Annotated in this window: 15 protein-coding genes; 14 read left to right on the forward strand and 1 reads right to left on the reverse strand. The window is 59.7% G+C overall.

The features are described from left to right. Positions 1–42 precede the first annotated feature (42 nt). A complete protein-coding gene (locus ARUE_RS09065) occupies positions 43–1,398 on the forward strand; it encodes an aldehyde dehydrogenase family protein (RefSeq protein ID WP_026005296.1) in 1,356 nt (451 codons plus the stop codon). Positions 1,399–1,472: 74 nt separating this feature from the next. On the opposite strand, the gene ARUE_RS09070 is transcribed toward ARUE_RS09065, so the two are convergent. After that, the gene (locus ARUE_RS09070; protein WP_014921504.1) at positions 1,473–2,657 is read right to left on the reverse strand and encodes a Gfo/Idh/MocA family protein; all 1,185 of its coding nucleotides are present in this window, start codon (positions 2,655–2,657) and stop codon (positions 1,473–1,475) included. Positions 2,658–2,845: 188 nt separating this feature from the next. Between ARUE_RS09070 and ARUE_RS09075 the strand changes: the two genes are divergently transcribed. From ARUE_RS09075 to ARUE_RS09135, 13 genes are all read left to right on the forward strand, one after another. Next, a complete protein-coding gene (locus ARUE_RS09075; protein WP_017197455.1) occupies positions 2,846–3,613 on the forward strand; it encodes an SDR family NAD(P)-dependent oxidoreductase in 768 nt (255 codons plus the stop codon). Between the two features lie 52 nt (positions 3,614–3,665). Then, a complete protein-coding gene (locus tag ARUE_RS09080) occupies positions 3,666–5,426 on the forward strand; it encodes an IlvD/Edd family dehydratase (RefSeq protein ID WP_187329936.1) in 1,761 nt (586 codons plus the stop codon). Positions 5,427–5,485: 59 nt separating this feature from the next. After that, the gene (locus ARUE_RS09085; protein WP_014921507.1) at positions 5,486–6,460 is read left to right on the forward strand and encodes a D-2-hydroxyacid dehydrogenase; all 975 of its coding nucleotides are present in this window, start codon (positions 5,486–5,488) and stop codon (positions 6,458–6,460) included. A 152-nt stretch (positions 6,461–6,612) separates the two neighbouring features. Next, on the forward strand, positions 6,613–8,076 hold the full coding sequence (locus ARUE_RS09090) for an APC family permease (RefSeq protein WP_014921508.1): 1,464 nt from the start codon (positions 6,613–6,615) through the stop codon (positions 8,074–8,076). 41 nt (positions 8,077–8,117) lie between these two features. After that, positions 8,118–9,125 carry a Gfo/Idh/MocA family oxidoreductase gene (locus tag ARUE_RS09095; RefSeq protein ID WP_014921509.1) on the forward strand — a complete coding sequence of 336 codons (1,008 nt, stop codon included), beginning with the start codon at positions 8,118–8,120 and terminating at the stop codon, positions 9,123–9,125. A 296-nt stretch (positions 9,126–9,421) separates the two neighbouring features. Next, entirely contained in the window at positions 9,422–10,306 is an 885-nt protein-coding gene (locus ARUE_RS09100; RefSeq protein WP_043470061.1) for an ATP-binding cassette domain-containing protein, read from the forward strand. Next, positions 10,303–11,301 carry an ABC transporter permease gene (locus ARUE_RS09105; RefSeq protein ID WP_231745402.1) on the forward strand — a complete coding sequence of 333 codons (999 nt, stop codon included), beginning with the start codon at positions 10,303–10,305 and terminating at the stop codon, positions 11,299–11,301. Before ARUE_RS09100 ends, ARUE_RS09105 begins: the two co-directional genes overlap by 4 nt. A 72-nt stretch (positions 11,302–11,373) precedes the next feature. Then, positions 11,374–12,342, forward strand: a complete 969-nt coding sequence (locus ARUE_RS09110) for a sugar ABC transporter substrate-binding protein (protein WP_014921512.1) — start codon at positions 11,374–11,376, stop codon at positions 12,340–12,342. 110 nt (positions 12,343–12,452) lie between these two features. Continuing rightward, complete coding sequence (locus ARUE_RS09115; RefSeq protein WP_014921513.1) at positions 12,453–15,401, forward strand: FAD-binding and (Fe-S)-binding domain-containing protein; 2,949 nt, start codon at positions 12,453–12,455, stop codon at positions 15,399–15,401. Then, positions 15,402–15,599, forward strand: a complete 198-nt coding sequence (locus ARUE_RS09120; RefSeq protein ID WP_014921514.1) for a hypothetical protein — start codon at positions 15,402–15,404, stop codon at positions 15,597–15,599. A gap of 436 nt (positions 15,600–16,035) precedes the next feature. Beyond that, positions 16,036–16,659, forward strand: a complete 624-nt coding sequence (locus tag ARUE_RS24935) for a carboxyltransferase domain-containing protein (protein ID WP_353579759.1) — start codon at positions 16,036–16,038, stop codon at positions 16,657–16,659. A gap of 38 nt (positions 16,660–16,697) precedes the next feature. Then, positions 16,698–17,399, forward strand: coding sequence for a TetR/AcrR family transcriptional regulator (locus ARUE_RS09130; protein WP_014921516.1), 702 nt, complete (start codon positions 16,698–16,700; stop codon positions 17,397–17,399). 47 nt (positions 17,400–17,446) lie between these two features. Next, positions 17,447–18,910, forward strand: a complete 1,464-nt coding sequence (locus ARUE_RS09135; RefSeq protein ID WP_014921517.1) for an APC family permease — start codon at positions 17,447–17,449, stop codon at positions 18,908–18,910. Positions 18,911–19,635: the final 725 nt, after the last annotated feature.

Consider the following 19,635-nt stretch of genomic DNA (forward strand, 5'->3'; position numbering starts at 1 on the left):
TTGCCCGTTCTTTCCAATTTTCGCAACAAAGGAGCATTCATCATGAGCGCATTTGCCGTTACTGATCCGGCTACCGGAACCATCCACGCCGAATACCCCGCAGCCACTGATGCCGAGGTGGAAGCCGGGCTCAGCGCAGCACAGAGGACCTACCAGGAGTGGTCCCGTACCACCACGGTGGCCGAACGGGCGGCCTTGGCCAAGCGTCTTGCGGACCTGTTTGTCGAGCGTAAGGACAAGCTGGCCGCCATCATCAATCGGGAAATGGGCAAGCCGCTGCAGCAGGCAGTGGGCGAAGCTGAGTTCTCCGGTTCCATTGCGGCCGCTTTCGCGGAGCACGCCGAGGAATGGCTGGCCGATGAGCAACTCGAAGTAGCAGACGGGCTCCGGAGCTTCTTCCGGTACCAGGGCCTCGGCGTGATCCTGGGCATCATGCCGTGGAACTACCCCTACTACCAGGTGGCACGGTTTGCCATTCCGAATATCATTTTGGGCAACACAGTGATCGTCCGCCACGCCAGCCAGTGCCCGGAATCGGCGTTGGCGTTGGAGGAACTCTTCCGCGACGCAGGCTTCCCGGAGGGCGCCTACGTCAACCTGTTCGCCACGCACCAGCAGATCTCCACCATCATTGCCGACGATCGTACACAGGGCGTCTCACTCACTGGCTCAGAGCAGGTGGGTGCGATCGTTGCCGAGCAGGCCGGACGCGCCTTGAAGAAGTGCGTGCTGGAGCTCGGTGGGGCCGACGTCTTCCTGGTGCTCGATACGGATGACGTGGACCTTGCAGTGAAGAAGGCCGTCATGGGCCGCATGGGCAATACAGGCCAATCCTGCAACGGTTCCAAGAGGATCGTCGTGATGGACAAGTACTTCGATGAGTTCTCGGAGAAGTTCAAGGCGGCCATCGCCGGCCAGTCCTACGAGAACGGTGATTTCGGGCCGATGTCTTCGGCTTCCGCCACCAAATTCCTGGCCTCGCAGGTGCAGGGTGCCTTGGACCAGGGGGCCGAGATCCTGGTGGGCAACAATGAGCCCGAGGGCAACGTCTTCACGCCGACGGTTATCACCAACATCACCCCGTCCATGGACGTTTACAGCGAGGAGCTTTTTGGCCCTGTTGCGCAGCTCTACAAGGTCGGCAGTGACGCTGAGGCGATCAAGCTGGCCAACTCTTCGCCGTACGGCCTGGGTTCCGTGGTGATTTGCGACGACGTTGAGCGCGCCGAGCGCGTCGGCAACCAGCTCGACGTCGGCATGGTCTTCGTAGGCGCCTATGACCTCAGCGGTGCGGATGTACCGTTCGGCGGCGTCAAGAAGTCCGGGTATGGACGGGAACTCGGCAAGGTAGGAATGCTGGAGTTCGCGAACAAGAAGCTGTTCCGCTTCGCCAAGTAGTCAGCAAACCTAAGAAGGAGGCCGGATCGTCGTGATCCGGCCTCCTCTTTTGTGAGTGGGGTGATGGTGGCGGTTCAGGCCTGGTAGGTGGTGTGTCCGGAGACTTCCAGGAGCTCAACCCAGTTCCCGGAACCGGCGCTGCGCAGCGATGCATCCACCAGTTCCGAGGCAGACCAGCCGTCAGCAGCAGACGGACCCAGCTGTTGACCTTCGGCCACTGAGCGCAGGAACAGGGCAGCCTCTATGGTCTTGAGATCGTTAAAACCTATGCCCGGACCCGGACCCGGCTGGAAGCGTCCGAACTCGCCGTAGGACGGCGGCGTCATGATGGTTCGGTAGCCGCTGCGGTCCGTGGCAACTTCCAGCTGGTTCATCCGTTCGAAGTTCCAGCGGAGTGAGCCCTCGGTGCCGTAGACCTCGATGATGTATTCCGCGTGGGGTCCAATAGCTACCCGGGTGGACTCGAACATGCCGATCGCGCCGCCTTCGAACCGGGCGAGCATTGCCGTGTAGTCCTCGTTTTCCACCTCCCGGGTGACTTCGGACGCCTGGCCCATGTCAAAGGAATTCGAGGAGTTTCCCGCCGGAAGAGGCCGGTCCTTGATGAACGTCTCCGTCACAGCATTCAGAGAGGTGATGCGTCCTACCAAGAACTGGGCGAGGTCGAACCCGTGGCTCAAGACGTCACCCAGGACTCCCGAACCTGCCCGGGCCTGCTCGTAACGCCAAGTAAACACCTGGCTTGGATCCGAGGCGTAGCCGGTGAGCAAACGGATCTGCACGTTGGTGATGCGGCCCAGAGTGCCGGAGCGAATCAGCCTGCGGGCCTCCGCCACAGCCGGGGCGTGCCGATAGTTAAAGCCCACCGAGGTGATCAGCCCCGCAGCCTCGGCCCCCTGCGCGATCTCGCGGGACTCCTGGGCGCTCCGTCCCATAGGCTTCTCGATCCAGAAGTGCTTGCCGGCCTCGATGGTGGCAAGGGCTATTTCATGGTGGAGGAAGTTCGGGGAGCATATGGAGACCACATCCACATCCGGGTTCTCCAGTACCTTGCGGTAGTCAGTGGCGGTCTCCTTATACCCGAGGGCATCCTCGGCATGATGGCGGCCGGCGTCGTCGGGATCCGCGGCGATCACAAGCTCCGGGTGCCGTGGCAGTTCCGGGAAGAACTGCTTGGTGGCCAGGTAAGCGCGGGAGTGCAACCTGCCCATCCATCCGACCGAAATCAGGCCAACCCCAATGCGGTTCTGCTGTTCCAAGAGGACTCCTTAGTCTTTACCGCTCTCAGGCGGTGCTGTGCCGCAGAATGACGGCGGCATCTACTGATCAGCCTAGGAATGTTGCGGGTGTGTGCTGTGTCTCAATGTGAGACACATGGCGCCGGGATAGCGCTGTTTTAGTTGAAGGAACCAGCCCGACACCACCTAGCAAGAGGAGCCCGTCGACGATGATGGACCGCAACCAACCACTACGAACCGGCCCCCTGCGCGTGCTCGTTACTGGAGCTTCGTCAGGTGTCGGGGAAGCCACGGCCAAGTTGTTCGCAAGCCGTGGCGCCCGTGTGGCGTTGTTGGGCCGCCGGCCTGAAGAACTGCAGCGGGTGGCCGCGGACATCGGCACCGATGCCCACACTCTGGTTGCCGACGTCTCCGATGCCGGGGCCGTCAGGAACGCTGTGAGGAGTGCGATCCACGTCATGGGTGGTTTGGACGTGGCGGTCAACGCCGCAGGTGTAGCAGGACATGTTGCCTTGGAAAACCTCACCGATGACCACTGGCATGAGGTGCTGCAGACCAACTTGTCCGGCACCTTTTATGTGGCACGCGAGGCTGCACTCCATATGCGGCGGGCCGGCCGGGGTGCGATCGTCAATGTCGCTTCCGACCTGGCCTCTGTTGGCGCTGCAGGACTCGTCCACTACTGCGCAGCCAAAGCCGGTGTCGTGGGACTCACCAAAGCGCTGGCCCTGGAACTTGCGCCCTCCGTCAGGGTCAACGCCGTCTGCCCAGGTCCGATAGATACGCCCATGGTGCGCGCCGGATTGTCGGCGGCACCGGATCCTTTGGCGGCCCTCACGTCGAAAGAAGGCACCGTGCCGCTGAACCGCCTCGCTGATCCAGAGGAGGTGGCAGCCGCTATTTATTTCCTGGCGGTCGAGGGGACCTTTGCCACCGGAACCAGCATGGCGTTCGACGGCGGCACAACAGCTGCGTAGGAACGCCACCAATTACCTGTCAACTGAACAAGCCCAAGGAGCTTTGAAGGAAATGGAAGAGTCAAACTACAAGGACCTCCGCAGCGCACGATGGTTCGCGCCGCATGATCTCACCGGATTTGTTCACCGCACGGCGATCCAAGCTGAGGGATTCTCACGCTTTGCGCTCAAGGACAAGCCGGTCATTGGCATCGCCAATTCCTGGTCGGAACTGGTCAACTGCAACATCCACTTCAAGCTCCTGGCTGATGCGGTCAAGCGCGGTGTCTTGATGGCCGGCGGCCTGCCGCTGGAGTTCCCCACAATTTCCTTGGGCGAAAGCCTGATGAAGCCCTCGGCCATGCAGTTCCGCAACCTGATGGCCATGGACGTCGAAGAGTCCATCCGGGCATACCCTTTGGACGCGATCGTACTCCTGGGTGGCTGTGACAAGACTGTCCCGGCACAGCTTATGGGAGCAGCAAGTGCCGATGTTCCCACGATCATGCTGACCGGCGGACCCCAGGAGCCCGCACACTTCCGCGGGAAACAGCTCGGTGTCGGTACAGACACGTGGAAGTACGCAGATGAACTGCGCGCAGGAAAGATTACCGAGGCGGACTTCGACGAGCTTGAGTCGGCCGCGAAGCCCTCTGCCGGGCACTGCAGTGAGATGGGTACGGCCTCAACCATGACCTCGCTGGTTGAAGCACTTGGCATGTGTTTGCCGGGTACCGCGTCGATCCCCGCGGTAGACGCGCGCCGTGCCCAGGCAGCGGAAGCAACGGGACGCCGCGCGGTGGAGATGGCGCTGTCACAGGGGCCGAAGCCCAGCGAAATCTTGACAAAGGAGGCCTTCGATAACGCCATCACACTCCTGATGGCTGTGGGAGGGTCCACCAACGCAGTGGTCCACCTGCTGGCTCTAGCACGGCGTGTCGGCTACGAGCTGCCCTTGGACCGATTCCATGAGATTTCCCAACGGACGCCCCGAATTGTCAACGTACGTCCATCCGGCGAGTACCTGGTCCAGCAACTCTTCCAGGTTGGCGGAATCTCCACCGTTCTCAAGGAGCTGACGCCACTGCTAAATAAGGACGCAATAACCGTCACAGGCGAGTCCCTTGAGAAGGGCTACCTTAGTGCTCCCGAACCTGACGGCGTGGTGGTCAGTACGCTGGAGGCGCCTTTCGATGCCTCCGGAGGCATCGCCGTCGTGCGTGGCTCCCTGGCGCCCAACGGCGCTGTCATCAAGAGGAGCGCCGCTTCCAAGGACCTGCTGCAGCACAAGGGTTCCGCAGTGGTGTTCGAAGACATCTACGATCTGGGACGCAGGATTGATGACCCCGATCTGGACATCTCCGAGGACTCAGTCTTGGTCCTGCGCAACAGCGGGCCGGTTGGGGCTCCCGGTATGCCCGAGTGGGGCATGCTGCCGATCCCGGAGAGACTTCTGCGCCGCGGTATCCGGGACATCGTCCGGATCTCAGATGCCCGGATGAGTGGCACGGCCTTCGGCACTACAGTCCTGCATGTTTCCCCAGAGGCTGCCGTGGGCGGCCCGCTGGCGATTGTCCGCGATGGTGATCCAATCGTGCTCGACGTCGAGAACCAGCGCCTCGACTTGGACATCCCGGCAGAAGAAATCGATAACCGCTTGGCCGAACTCAAACTTCCGGAACCGAAATATCGTCGCGGCTATGGTCGGCTCTTCATCGACCACGTGAACCAGGCCCACGAAGGGTGCGACTTCGACTTCCTCAAGGGCCTGCCTGACGAGGAACCACAGCGACTGCCGTACGGCCTGATGAGCGGTTGGCAGGGCGGCTGGTAGCCGGCAACGGGTCCAATCTGAAGATGGGTTCCCCACAGGGACACCCCGGGAAGGAAAATGTGTCACAACCAAAAGTAATAGCCATTGTTCAGGAAGGTCGCCCGCTCCCTCCACTGGAACGGCTGAAGGCCGACGCCGATATCGTTGTGGTCCGCACCGCGGATGAGTACCGTAAAGCGCAACCGGGTGCGGAAATCCTGTTTTTGAACGACTTCAGGACCAAACTCCTGCGCGAAGTAGGGCCGGGGGAGTTGCGGTGGATCCATACCTCGAGCATCGGCGTCGATAGTCTCATGACGGACGACATCATCAATAGTGACATCGTTGTGAGCAACTCCCGGGGCGTCTGTGAGCGTCCCATTGCCGAGTGGGTTCTGGGCGTCTTGTTGATGTTCACCAAGGACCTCCGGCGCACCATTGAATTGCAACAGGCCAGAACATGGCAGCATCGTGAGACCGAGCCCCTGCTGGGTCGGAAAGTGCTTGTGGTGGGTCCGGGGCCTGTAGGCCGCGAGACGGTCCTTCTGCTCAGGGCAGCTGGCATGGACGTGACGGTCGTGGGCCGGTCAGGCAGGAACGATCCCCAGCTGGGCACCATATCCGGCTTTGATGGCCTTGAGGAGCTGTTGAGCCAAGCCGATGACGTCGTGCTGACACTGCCGCTCACAGAGGAGACCCGGGGATTGTTCAACTCTGCAATGTTCCGCACCATGAAGCCCGGGGCGAGACTGGTCAACGTGGGCCGTGGAGCGGTGGTCGTGGAGCAGGACCTCCTGGACTCCCTTGATGCCGGACACCTCGGTGCAGCCGCGCTGGACGTCTTCGAGTATGAGCCGTTGGATGCCGGCAATCCGTTGTGGGGTCGACGCGACATCCTGGTCTCACCGCATGCATCCGGCGATCTCATCGGTTGGCGGGGAAGGGTAGTGGACTGCTTCGCCCGGAACCTGAGCCTCTGGAAAGCCCACGAGCCGCTGAACGACGTAGTGGACCTGAAGAAACTCGGCACGGTCAGCCCGGCGGCCGGGGTCTGAGACACCCTGCTGGGGCCAATCCCATGGGGTATTCGGCGCTTTAAAACCGCGTGGAATACCCCATGTGATCCCGTGTCCCAAGCTGGTACAGTGCTCCCACCATCCCCGTCGATAGTGTGATTCAGCATTCAAACTTTCGTGACGAGGATTACATGTCTAGCACAACAAGAGGTACGACGAAAACGCCGACCCAGACCCAGGACCATAAGCTCAGCGGCAATATGGGCGTAGGTGAGCTCGTGATGAACGTGCTCGCTTTCTCCTCCCCGCTGACGACAGTCGCGGGCACCCTGCCCGTGATGCTCCTCTTCAGTGGGCACACTGCTCCGGGCATCTACCTTCTGGTAACACTGATGCTCCTGATTTTCTCCGTGGGTTTTGTGAAGATGAGCCGCAGCGTGGAGGCGCCGGGAGGTTTCTACTCCTTCGTCACGGCAGGCCTGGGCAAACCCGCCGGCCTTGGAGGAGCGTTGCTTGCCCTCTTCGGATATGTGTTTATTGGGTTCTTCGCTCCGTCCCTCTTCGCCCTGACACTTCAGAGCTTTGTGGTCAATACGCTCAATGGTCCTGACATCCCGTGGTACTGGTACGGTCTGGGCATCATTGCCGTCACCACACTGCTCGCCTACAACCGCATTGATCTCTCCGCCAAGGTCTTGACGGTGGTCATGCTGCTGGAATCGGCAGTAGTTATCGTCTTTGACATCGCAGCCTTTGCGGCGGGTTCAGGCGAAGTTGTCCAGGGAATCGGCTTCTCCATGCCGTGGATAACAGATGCCGGTCTGGGTTTGGCACTGCTGTTCGCCGTCGGAAACTTCTTCGGGTTTGAAGCGACGGTCATTTACAGGGATGAAGTCAAGAACCCGGACCGCACCATTCCCAGGGCCACCTACATTGCGGTAGTAGGAATCGGTCTGTTCTATGCTGTCGCCGCCTGGGCTTACACGACCTTCATTGGAGCAGACAAAGTTCAGGACGAGGCCGCCGCTAATACAGTTAACCTCTTCAACGACGGCGCCACTGCTCTGGTCGGCAAGATCTTTGCGGATGTGGCGGTGGTATTGCTGATCACCTCGATCCTGGCTTCGATGCTCTCCATCCAAAATATTGCCGCGAGGTACAGCTTCTCGCTGGCAGCCGATGGGGCGCTACCGTCCGTGCTGAGCCGGGTCCATCCCCGGCACAAGTCACCTTACGTGTCAGCCCTGGCAGTGGGCCTGGTGTGGGCCCTGGCCACGGTGGTCTTCACCTTGGTGGGCGTTGCCCCGGAGCTGCTGTATCCCATCGCAAGCGGCAGCGGAACCTTTGCTGTTCTCCTGTTGATGTTCATCACGAGCTTTGCTGTCCTTGTGTACTTTGTACGGCGGCGCCGCATCGCCCCTGAGTCGGTGTGGAAAACGATTGTCGCACCGATCATCAGCGTCATCTTCCTTGGCGTGATCACCTACCTTGCGATCACTAACTACCCCGAGCTCATCGGGGGATCGGCCGTGATGACGGCGATCTTCATGACTTTCACTTTCGCCTTGTTCTTCGGCGGGATCGGGTACGCGTACTACCTGCGGTCACAACGCCCTGATGTGTACCGGCGACTGGGCCGGCAAAGAGTCGACTAAAAACCAATCTCACCTGATCTTCAACTGTCTGGAGTTTTGCAATGACGCAACAAATCAGAGTTGGCCTCTTCGGCACGGGAAGAATAGGCCAAGTCCATGCCATGAGTGTGGCCACCTTGGATGAAGCCACCTTGTCCTGGGTCTGTGACCCTTTCGTCGAGGGTGCCAAGCAAACAGCCGCGGAGTTCGGGGGGCGCGTCAGCGATGACCCTCACGAGGTCTTCGCGTCAGGGGAGGTTGACGCTGTCATCGTAGCCTCGCCCACGAAGACCCACCTCGACCTTCTGGAGATGGCGGTAGACGCCAACATCCCGGTGCTCTGCGAGAAGCCGATAGATCTGGACATAGGCCGTGTGGATGCCCTGCGTGCAAAAGCAGCGTCGGCGGGCGTGCCCATTGCCTTGGGCTTCAATAAGCGCTTTGACAGGCACTTTGTGGAGCTCAGGAGACGGGTGGGCGCCAATGAAATTGGGGCATTGGAGCAGCTGGTCATTACCAGTAGGGATCCAGCGGAACCACCGGCTGCCTATTTGCCTCAATCGGGAGGAATCTTCCGGGACATGACCATCCATGACCTGGATATGGCGCGCTACTTCATCCCTGACATCGTTGAGGTGTCCGCGAGGGGTGCGAACGTTTTCAGCGATGGCATCCGTGAGGCAAACGACTTCGACTCCACCGTAGTCACCCTCCGGGGTTCCAAGGACGAACTCGTAACAGTCCTGAACTCGCGTCACTCGGCGTACGGTTACGACCAGCGAATTGAGGCTTTCGGAGCAACAGGGCTCCTGCACGTGGGCAACAAAAGCGACAGCCTCGTGCGGCACTGGGGAAGCCGGTCCGTCGAATCCGCGGGCCCCTACCAAGACTTCTTCTTGGAGCGATATGCGGAGGCCTACCGGCTGGAAGTTGCCGAATTCCTCCGCGCCGTCCGTGGCCTGCCATCGAGAAGCCCGGGATTTGAGGACGGCAGGGCTGCTCTCATCCTTGCCGATGCCGCGGAAGAGTCAGCCCGGACCGGTGTTGCCGTGGCAGTGAACCTCAACTAACACCTAGAGGTCGCCTGCCTGGGCCGTTGGCGTTTCGCAACGACATTTACGGCCCAGAGCAGGCTTTTTCCATTCTTTTTGAAACGATTCACAATCGGTGTTCCAAAGTGGTACACATGCTGAATTCGGGGATCCGTCAGAGTTCAGGTAAGTGAAACAGTGTGGTGAAGGTCACGCAGCTTCGGGATGTATTTGCAACTACCCGGAGCCAGCAGGGTCAAACAATGTTGATTGATCAGCCGCCACCAAAGGTGTTTCACCGGTTCATTTACATGGCCCTATCGAACGAGGATGAGATGACCGACGTACCACCGGCGACCCCTCCACTGGTCGCCCTCAACGACATACACAAAACATTCGGGGCGGTGTCCGCATTACGCGGCGTCAGCATCGATGTCCAACCCGGCGAAACCTTTGCTCTGCTTGGCGATAATGCCGCCGGCAAGTCCACGCTGATGAAAGTACTCACTGGCGTGTATCAACCCGATCAGGGTTCCATTGAGCTTGACGGAAAGACCACGGAGTTCCCCACGCCATCCGCCTCCCGCGACCAAGGGGTGGAGATGGTTTACCAGGACTTTGCCCTGGCAGACAACCTGGATGTTCGCTCCAATATCTTCCTGGGGCGGGAGCCGCAAAAGAATGTCCTTGGCCCCTTGTTGCGGATTATCGACCGCAAAAAGATGGAGCTTGAAACCAAACGGGTGCTTGAACGCCTGGACATACCCATCAATCCTCGGCTCAAGGTCAAGCGGTTATCCGGTGGTCAACGTCAAGCCGTCGCCATAGGCAGAGCGCTGGCATTTGACGCCCGACTCATCATCATGGACGAGCCGACAGCGAACTTGTCGGTGGCCAAGGTGGACAAGCTCATTGAGGTGACTCAACGCCTCAAGGATCTGGGCATTGCCGTCATCATCATCACACACCGATTGGACGAGGCCTTCGCCGTGGCTGACCGCTTTGCGGTCATGCGCCAGGGCCAAGTGGTGGGGCGGTTCCGCGTCGGGGATGTTTCAGAAGCCCAGGTGGCCCACTTGATCTCCCACGGCACCTTGGATGACTACATCGACGACGGTGCCGGCATCCCCGAAAAGCGCCGCAAAATCGGGAGCACCTCATCGATGGAAGTCGTCGATGTGATGGCAACTCCAGCCACTACGAACGGGAGTCACTCATGAGTCTCACAATGGAACGCGTCAAAACAAAGCTGGGCCCTGCGGACCTTAAAGAAGGTATGACAGCTACCAAGGTCAAGCGCTTCATCGGTGATTACGGGATCATCATACTTTTTGTGGTCATCCTCGTCTTTCTTGCCGCCGTAGCCCCCAACTTCCTGACCCTCAACAACATCGTCAATGTGGTTAGACAGTCGTCCATCATCGGACTGATCGCCCTCGGGATGACCTTCATCATGATTACCGCCGGCATCGACCTTTCTGTTGGTTCGATTGTGGGTTTGGCGGGTATGACCTTCGCCTTGCTGGCCCCGGCAAGCGGTGGAGCCTTTTGGTTGCCGTTGGTTGCCGGTCTTGCGGTAGGCCTGCTGGTTGGATTCCTGAGTGCAGCCTTAGTGGTCTGGGGAGCCATCCTGCCGTTCCTGGCAACACTGGCAACCATGGCCATTGCCCGCACGGCAGTCCTGGTCATGACGGACGGCCAGGTTGTTTCCGGACTCAGTGGACCTGCTGAATGGCTCGGCTCGGGCTTCATAGGCCCGGTTCCCGTCCCGGTCATCATCTTCTTGATCGCGGCCATAATCTGCGAGTTTGTGCTCAGCCGGACAAAATTCGGTTCGCACGTTTATGCCGTGGGTGGCAATGAAGAGTCTGCCAAGAAGGTTGGCATCTCCACCGGCCGTGTGCTGTTCACCGTGTACCTCATTGGTGGTGTGACAGCCGCGCTGGGTGGTTTGGTCCTCACTGCGCGTTTGGATGGCGCGGCCCCGGTGGCCGGCACTGGCTATGAACTCCAGGTGATTGCCGCCGTCGTCATTGGAGGAACGAGTCTCTTCGGTGGCGTCGGCACCATCCGCGGAACGGTCATCGGCGTTCTCCTGCTGGGTGTGGTGATGAATGGCATGAACCTGATGGGGGTCTCGTCGTACTTCCAGCAAGGCGTCCAGGGCATCATCCTGGTGCTCGCCGTGCTGTTGAACCGTTGGAAGTCGGACTGACCGCAACACCCGCACCAAGCAACAAAAAAATCTCCCTCAGCACAGACAGAAAACCACCGAAAGGAACACACCATGGGAATGCGACGGAGTATCGCAGCGGCGTTCGCAATGATGGCAGCAGGTGCGCTTACGCTGACCGGCTGTGCCGGCAGCAGCAACGCAACCAGCAGTGGCGGGACAGGCAAGACCTACAACATTGGCGTTGTGGTTCTTGACCTCCAAGACCCGGATCTGGCCCACATGACGGACGCCATGAAAAAGACGGCTGATGAAAAGGGTGTCAAGCTCAACATCACCGACTCCAAGAAGGACGTAGGCAGTGAACTGAACCAAGTTGAGGACCTCCTCACCCGCCAGGTTGATGCCGTAATTATGCAACCGTTGGATGGTGACGCCAGCCAGAACGCCGCAAAGCGCGTTATCGCCGCCAACATCCCGCTGTTTATCCTGTCCACCGAGTTCGCCGAAGGCTCAGACGTTGGGTACAAGAGCTACATCGGCGTCGATGACACAGTGGCCGGTGAAATGCAGGCAGATTATTTGAACAAGGCGCTGCCGGAAGGTGGCAACATCGTGTTCGCCGCCGGTGTCTACGGAGCCTCTTGGACGGATCGCCGAAAGAACGGCTTCGACAGCAAGATCAACAAGAACTTCAAGATCGTGGCGGAATTCCAAGCCAAGGGAAGCCGTGACGATGCCAAGCGCAACATGGAGGATACCCTTCAGCGCTTTGGCGCCGGCCAGATTGATGCGGTCGTGGCAAACAATGACGAGATGGCCATTGGTGCAGCCTCTGCCATTGCTGACGCTGGACGGACGGCGGAGTTCAAGGCAGTAGTCGGCGTCGATGGTACCGAACCAGCCATGCAGGACATCAAAGCCGGGACAATGTCGGCTACAGTCCGGCAGGACTCCGCTGGACAGGGTGTTAAAGCAGTTGAAGTGGTTACTGACTTCCTCAACGGCGGGAATGTCGAGAATCGCTACACCCTGCCCTTCACCCTCATTACCAAGGACAACCTCTCTGAGTTCTTGAAGTAGGACAATCCATCAATCAAACGGGCACGGCGGTTTTCTCCGCCGTGCCCGTTCCGTTTTGGCACACCTCCGCACATGCCGCGGCTGCCTACACTTCAGGCGGACCACTACGAATGGAGAATGCGACCATGCCCCATGGTGACGATCGCGACGCGAACATCAGTCAGCTACTCGCCAGACTGGAGCATCACGGGATTGAGGTGGACGACTCCCAGCGAAGACGATCCGAGTACTCCTACGACGCATCCAACTACCGCGTGCGCCCGGCCGCTGTCGCCTTTCCTGGGAATATCGAGGACGTACGCACCGTCTTGCGCGTCTGTTCGGCGCTGGAGGTCCCGACGACCACACGCGGCGGCGGGACCTCGATGGCAGGCAACGCTATAGGCGACGGTTTGGTGATCGATCTTTCCCGCCATATGACCTCGGTAGGAACCCTTGAGGCCGGGCAGAGGACTGTATGGGCCGATGCGGGGGTGGTCCTGGGAGAGTTGCGTACGCAGATTGAAACCATCACCTCTGGGGTGCTGACGTTCGCCCCGGACCCTTCGTCCTTATCGCGGGCCACGATCGGTGGTTCCATTGGTAATGACGCCTGCGGAAACCACTCTGTAGCTTACGGTCGCATGACCCATCACGTGCAGGAATTGGAGTTGGTGACCGCAGACGGCGCGTACCTTCGGGCCGGCCGTGATTTCCTGCACGCAGTCGACCACAACGACATCCATTCCATTGCCCGGGCCCGTGAGTTGTTCGAAGGCCTGAAGTCGCTGGCTGCCGCGAACTTGTCGCCCCTCCGCGTGGAGCTGCAGACCATCCCGCGGCAGGTCTCCGGTTACCACGTGGGACACCTGTTGCCGGAACACGGTTTCAATGTTGCCAGTGCGCTCGCGGGCAGCGAAGGGACCTGTGCTGTTGTTGTGCGTGCCAAGGTGAAACTGGTGCCGAAGCCCCGCGCCACCGCGCTGCTATGTCTGGGCTACCTCGACACCATTGATTCTGCCCGCGATGTCATGACCATATTGTCCGCCAAACCGAGCGCGATCGAGGGTTTGGACGTTTCTATCGTGGACATCATGCGTCACCGTCGGGGACCGGCAAGCGTGGAATCACTGCCGGACGGCAATGCCTTCCTTATGGTCGAGTTTTCAGATGACACCCTTCATCAGGCCGCCGCTTCCTGTGAAGACCTCGTGGAGAAGCTTCGGGCCGAGGGCCGTGTTGTCGACTACTCGGTGGTCACAGAACCCCTGGCGCGAGCCGCGATGTGGCGGGTCCGCGAAGACGGGGCAGGGCTCTCCTCGCGACGGATTGACGGAATTCAAACATGGCCCGGTTGGGAAGATTCTGCCGTTGCTCCCGAACGACTCGCTGACTATTTGGCGGACCTGCTTCCCTTGGTGAAAAAGTACGGCTACGCAGCATTCATGTACGGCCACTTCGGTGCGGGGTGTGTCCACATGCGTTTGGATTATGATCTGCGCAGTGAGGCCGGGCGTCGCAATTTCACTGATTTCACCCGTGAAGCTGCCCAGCTGGTGGTGGCCCATGGAGGCTCGCTGTCAGGGGAACACGGTGACGGGCGGGCGAGAAGCGAACTGTTGTCGGTGATGTATTCCAAGGAGATGATTGGCATCTTCAAAACGTTCAAAGAGCTGTGGGACCCGGCGGGGATTCTCAACCCTGGGGTCATCGTGGACCCCGTTCCGTTCACTGCCTCGCTGGCCTTGGAAGGCGTGGCCAAAGCCGGCCCCACGCACAGTGAACTGACGACGTCGCCGACTGCCGCCGTCGTGCCGTCCTCTGACCGTGAGCTGCTTCCGGTGGTGAGTCCGTTCGTGGGGAACACCCATGCCTGCATAGGCGTGGGTAGGTGCCGCTCCACCACCGGGGGTTTCATGTGTCCCAGCTACCGCGCCACCAAGGATGAGAAGGACTCCACTCGTGGCCGCGCACGGGTGTTGCAGGAGCTGACCAGGGTTCAAGGGAGCAGTAAGGACGGCTGGAAGAGCGCGGAAGTCCGGGAAGCGCTGGATCTTTGCCTGTCCTGCAAGGCATGTTCCGCAGACTGTCCCACGGGAGTGGACATCGCTGAGGCCAAGTCGGAGCTCGTGGATGAGTATTACCGCGGGCGTATCCGACCCTTCACGCACTATTCGATTGGGTGGCTGCCTCGGTGGCTCCCGTGGTTGACCCGCGTAGCGGCTCTGGCGAATTGGGGGACCTCCTTCCGGCCCTTCAGGACGGTGGGGGAGTGGTTGGGCATTAGTGCTCGACGGCGGTTGCCGGCTTTCGCGGCGAACGGCCGGATCCGAAACCGGGTACGGGAAGCCCGGCTCGAGGACAACGCAGACATCCTTCTGTTTATCGACAGCTTCACCCGCGCTTTCAGGCCGGAGGTCATTCCGGCAGCGGCCCGGGTTCTTCGCGACTCCGGTAGCTCTGTGGGGTGTACACCGGACGCCTGTTGCGGCTTGACCTGGATCTCCACAGGGCAACGTGATGGGGCCCGCCGGCGGCTGGCCCGGTTGATCAGCAGTCTCGACGATGGCACGGACAGGGATATCGTCGTACTCGAGCCCAGCTGTGCGGCCGCTATCCGCGATGAAGGTCCAAAAATGGTAGGCGGGCCGGCCGCTGCCCGAGTGGCGGCAAGGGTACGGTCGTTTTCTGTAGCAGTGGATGAGGCCATCAAACGCGGCTGGAAGCCCACGGCTCCTGCACCGGAAACAGCAGTACTGCAGACTCACTGCCACGAGCACGCCGTGTTCGGCTCGGGCGCCCAGAAACGCGTCCTTGAGGCCTGGGGAGTTCCACGAGTAGTGGAATCGTCGTCGTGCTGTGGCGTGGCTGGAAACTTCGGATTTGAGGCCGAGCATTTCGATATGTCCATGAACGTTGCTGAGCACTCTGTCATACCCGCCCTCGCGAAGGGCGAGGCTGATGCCCTTGTTCTCACCGACGGATTTAGTTGTGCCATGCAGGTCTCACAGGTTGATGCCGGGCGTTCAAGTGCACACCTGGCCGTGGCGCTGGATCCCAAACCCACCGAGTCAAAGTAGATGGAGTACGTCGGCATATTTCTGATCCTGATCGCTGCCGGACTGCGGGTGATCGGCGATCATATGGCGAACTCGGCCCAACAACCACGAACCACGGCAAGCATGCGTGGCATCCCCAGCGTTCCACCACGAGCCGCGGCCTTTCTGGTGGCTGCGGCCGGGATCTTCATCTTTGTCACGAGCATCAGTTCGCGGTGAGTGGCCCCATCCAGGGCAGTGTCTCAAACTGACACGATCGACTGTGTGCTTTAAGGCCGATTCTGGAAGAGACCAATAAGCACGACTAGTTTGAGGGTTGATCCCGATGATGAACAGGAAGCTCGCACAAGGACGGCACGTGGAGTGGCTCCGATCTTCGGCCCACTGTGGCCAAGCCGATTTGGGTGAACGCAGCGACTATCAGCCAAAGCGATCCGGCAGGCTTATACATCGTCTCCTACAGGACGTGGCGGAAGGCCGAGAGATCGGCGACGCCACGCCCTGGCCTTCTCCCGGGTCGTAGCCCTTTTAAAGCCGCGGTCCGTAGCGATTGTTCCTGGCACTGTGCTCAAGCGCTACGGACCGCTTTACCCCTGTGCAGGAGACAGATTTGTCCATTCCGGGCCCCGCCGTCCTCGCCAGTGAGCCTGGCAAGGTGTTGGTTGAACTCCCACAGCCGGACTTCCGGGGTCCCCGCGCAACCGCATTCATCGAAGCTTTGCAATCTTTCGAGCCGTTAGGCATTACACGGTGCCGACGGCTACGGGATGGAATCATCGTGACCTACGACGACGGCGCCTTGGAGGTGCACGAGCTACGGGCACTTCTGTTGGCCGCATCCTCCAAGGTCAAGTACATGGAGGGGGACTTTTCTCCGTCAACGCATATCTTGCCAGTGACGTTCGGCGGTTCGTTCGGACCGGACTTATCCATGGCCTCTGTGCTGCTCGACTCTGCCGAGCGAACCCTCATTCGACGGATGTGCCGTTCCCGGCATACTGTCAGGTCATTTGCTGGGCCAGGTGCCTCCGTCTTCTGCGAAGTGCCGTGGTCGAAAGACTGGCTCCGAGCCCAGCCGGACTTGTCTGTAAGAGAAGTGCCGAGAGGGTCCCTCACACTTTCAGCGCAGGGAGTGACCGTTACGAGCCGCCGAGGCTACACAAATGAGCTTGTGGTGGGCAGGGTCCGAGACGCCTTTCTTGACGTTCCGGCGGAGATACGGATGGGGGATTCAGTGTGGCTGAGACTAGGCAAAAGGTGCCTACCTAACGATAGTTAGCTAAATTGGATCCAGCCGGACAACGTTGTGAGGATGATATGGACCCTACGCCCCGCGAGCAAGCAAATGCTGCAGTCAGGAAGTTCCTGTCCGGTCATGACTGGTCAACCCAGACGCCCACCCGACAGCGAATACTCCTGGCTTTCCTGCACTTGGCGGCCGTCAAAGGCGTCAACGCCGTGAGCATGAGGACCATGGGTCGCGAACTCGACATGAAAGCGCCCAGCTTGTACTCGAGCTTCCCTCGCGGCAAGGACGAAATCGTTGCCGAGTCGCTCCGCTGGTTCACCCATGGATTCGCCAGAGATCTCCTTGAGGCTGTCGAATCGACAAACACGCCGGAGGATTACTGGGCCGCGCTGGTCCGCGTCCATCTTGCACAACAGCTCCAGCGACCGGAAGCCGATCTTTGGGACCTGCTGATAGCCACTGACAGGGCGGCCCGCTTCTTGAGCGACGACGCCCGTGCTGAGGCCAACCAATGGCTGCGCCTGCACGAGGATATGTTTTCGGCTGCTGCCCGGGAGATGGGGTATCGCTTCAGGGCGCAAACCGTCCGAGTGATTCTCGCGCTCCTCGACGGCGCCGGCCGATGGGTCGACAGGAGCGACAATGACCAGGATTTCGCGGCTCTGTCGGATCGCGCCGTAGCTCTAACTCTTTCGATTCTTGAGATCGATACTCAAAGGCGCTCCACGGATAGGGCATTGTCCCAAGCTGGCACAACGTCGCTCCGCTGAGCGCCGATACTGTGATTCGAAACTCAGATATTAGTGACAGGGATTACATGAATAACGTAACGCTGGAATCACCAAGGACGACGGTTCGAACCCAAGAGACCAGGCTCAACGGCAACATGGGCGTGGGCGAACTTGTAATGAACGTACTGGCGTTCTCCTCGCCTCTGGCCACCGTTGCCGGAACACTGCCTGTGTTGTTGATGTTCAGTGGACAAACAGCCCCTGCCATCTACATTCTTGTCACTTTCATGTTGCTGATCTTCTCGGTCGGCTTCGTCAAAATGAGCCAGAGTGTACGAGGCCCCGGAGGCTTCTATTCCTTTGTCACTGCAGGTCTGGGCAAACCCGCCGGCCTCGGAGGAGCCTTTCTCGCCCTTTTCGGTTACATCTTCATCGGGTTTTTTGCGCCCTCGTTCTTCGGTGTAACGCTGCAGGGTTTTGTGGTCGAAACGCTGAACGGACCGGACATACCTTGGTACTGGTATGCGTTGGGTATAACTGCCGCCACCACAGTTCTCGCCTACAACAAGATCGACTTGTCCGCAAAGTTGCTGACGGGAGTGATGCTTCTCGAAGTGGCAGTTGTTGTCGTCTTCGACGTCGCGTCGTTTTCAGCCGATGGACTGGAGGTCGTCTCGTCCGTGGGGTTTGCCCTTCCCTCATTTTCAGACGCAACATTGGGTTTGGCGCTCCTGTTCGCCGTAGGCAACTTCTTCGGATTCGAAGCCACCGTCATCTACCGCGACGAGGTCAAGAACCCTGACAAGACCATTTCAAGGGCCACATATATTGCCGTTGTGGGAATCGGGCTGTTCTACGCTGTGGCGGCCTGGGCCTTCATTGCATTCCTTGGACCTGAAAATGTCCAGGCCGCGGCCGAAACCAATACGGTGAACCTCTTTAGCGATGCAGTCGCTGCTCTGGCGGGCAAGATCTTCGCGGACGTTGCCATGATCTTGCTCATCACCTCAGTTTTGGCTTGCATGCTCTCGATCCAAAACATTGCTGCCAGATACAGCTTCTCGCTCGCCGCTGACCATGCGCTTCCAGCAATCCTTGGGCGGGTGCATCCCCGCCACAAATCCCCGTACGTTTCCGCTCTGGCCATCGGCCTCATATGGGCAGTTGCCACCGTCGTCTTCACTTTTCTGGGCGTTGCACCCGACGCCTTGTATCCCATCGCCAGTGGGAGTGGAACTTTCGCCGTCCTCCTGCTCATGTTCATCACCAGTTTCGCAGTGCTCGTGTACTTCGTTCGCCGACGCAGTTTCGCGCCAGAATCGGTCTGGAAGACCATCATTGCGCCGCTCGTCAGCGTGGCGTTCCTGGGCATTATCACCTATCTGGCTGTTGCCAACTACCCGGAACTCATAGGTGGCTCGGCAGTCATGACTGTCATTTTCATGAGCTTCACCTTCGCACTCTTCATCGGCGGAATCGCTTACGCGCTCATCCTCAGGTCCAAACGGCCCGAGATCTATGCGCGGCTTGGGCGGCAGCAGATCGACTGAACCATTTTGCGGGAGTATCGGCGAGTCACGCGATACTCCGGCGTTCCCGAAGCTTCGCCTTCTGCGAAACATCTACCCCGCCGAACTAACTTCGTGGCCGGTGGCCACCCCAGAGCACCCTGGAGGACTCATGAATAGCTATTACCCACTCGCACTTCTCCTGGCGCGGCAGGAAGCTGCACAAAGCGCTCTTGAAACCGCGCACAGCGCCCTGCCCGGCGCACCTGTCGTAGTCGAACGCCAGAGGCCGCATTCACTCCGGTGGGCCGCGTTGCGCGGGCATGTAGCTACGTTTCTCCACCGCCTGGCCTGGGCGATTGAGCCGGGTGAGCGCGGAACGCCGAACTCGGGATCATGACATATCTACCCCTCTCGCGGAATCAGAGCGCTTGAGCGGAGCGCCCACCGAGTCGTTCTTTCGACTGCTCAGTGTCGTGCATGGGGCGGTTCCACTTGTACAGCCTGTCGGGACGGATTTTGTTCCCAGTTCTCGCGGCTGGTGTGGTGTGGACAATGTCCACACTTTCCACCCCGGACTGGCCCGTACAACCCCCGGACTGGCCCGGATTCCTTATGTTTCCGCCACTTCCCAGTGTTCCCAAGGCCCTGAATCCCGTTCGAGTCCCACCTCGGGCACAGGAAGACCCCCTCGTCAGAGGGGGTTTTTGCTTTAATGTGTGTATCAATTTGGAGCTGTGTGGTGCCGTTTGTCGTACTGAGTTGCC

This window comes from Arthrobacter sp. Rue61a, from assembly GCF_000294695.2.
GTDB classification, from domain to species: domain Bacteria; phylum Actinomycetota; class Actinomycetes; order Actinomycetales; family Micrococcaceae; genus Arthrobacter; species Arthrobacter aurescens_A.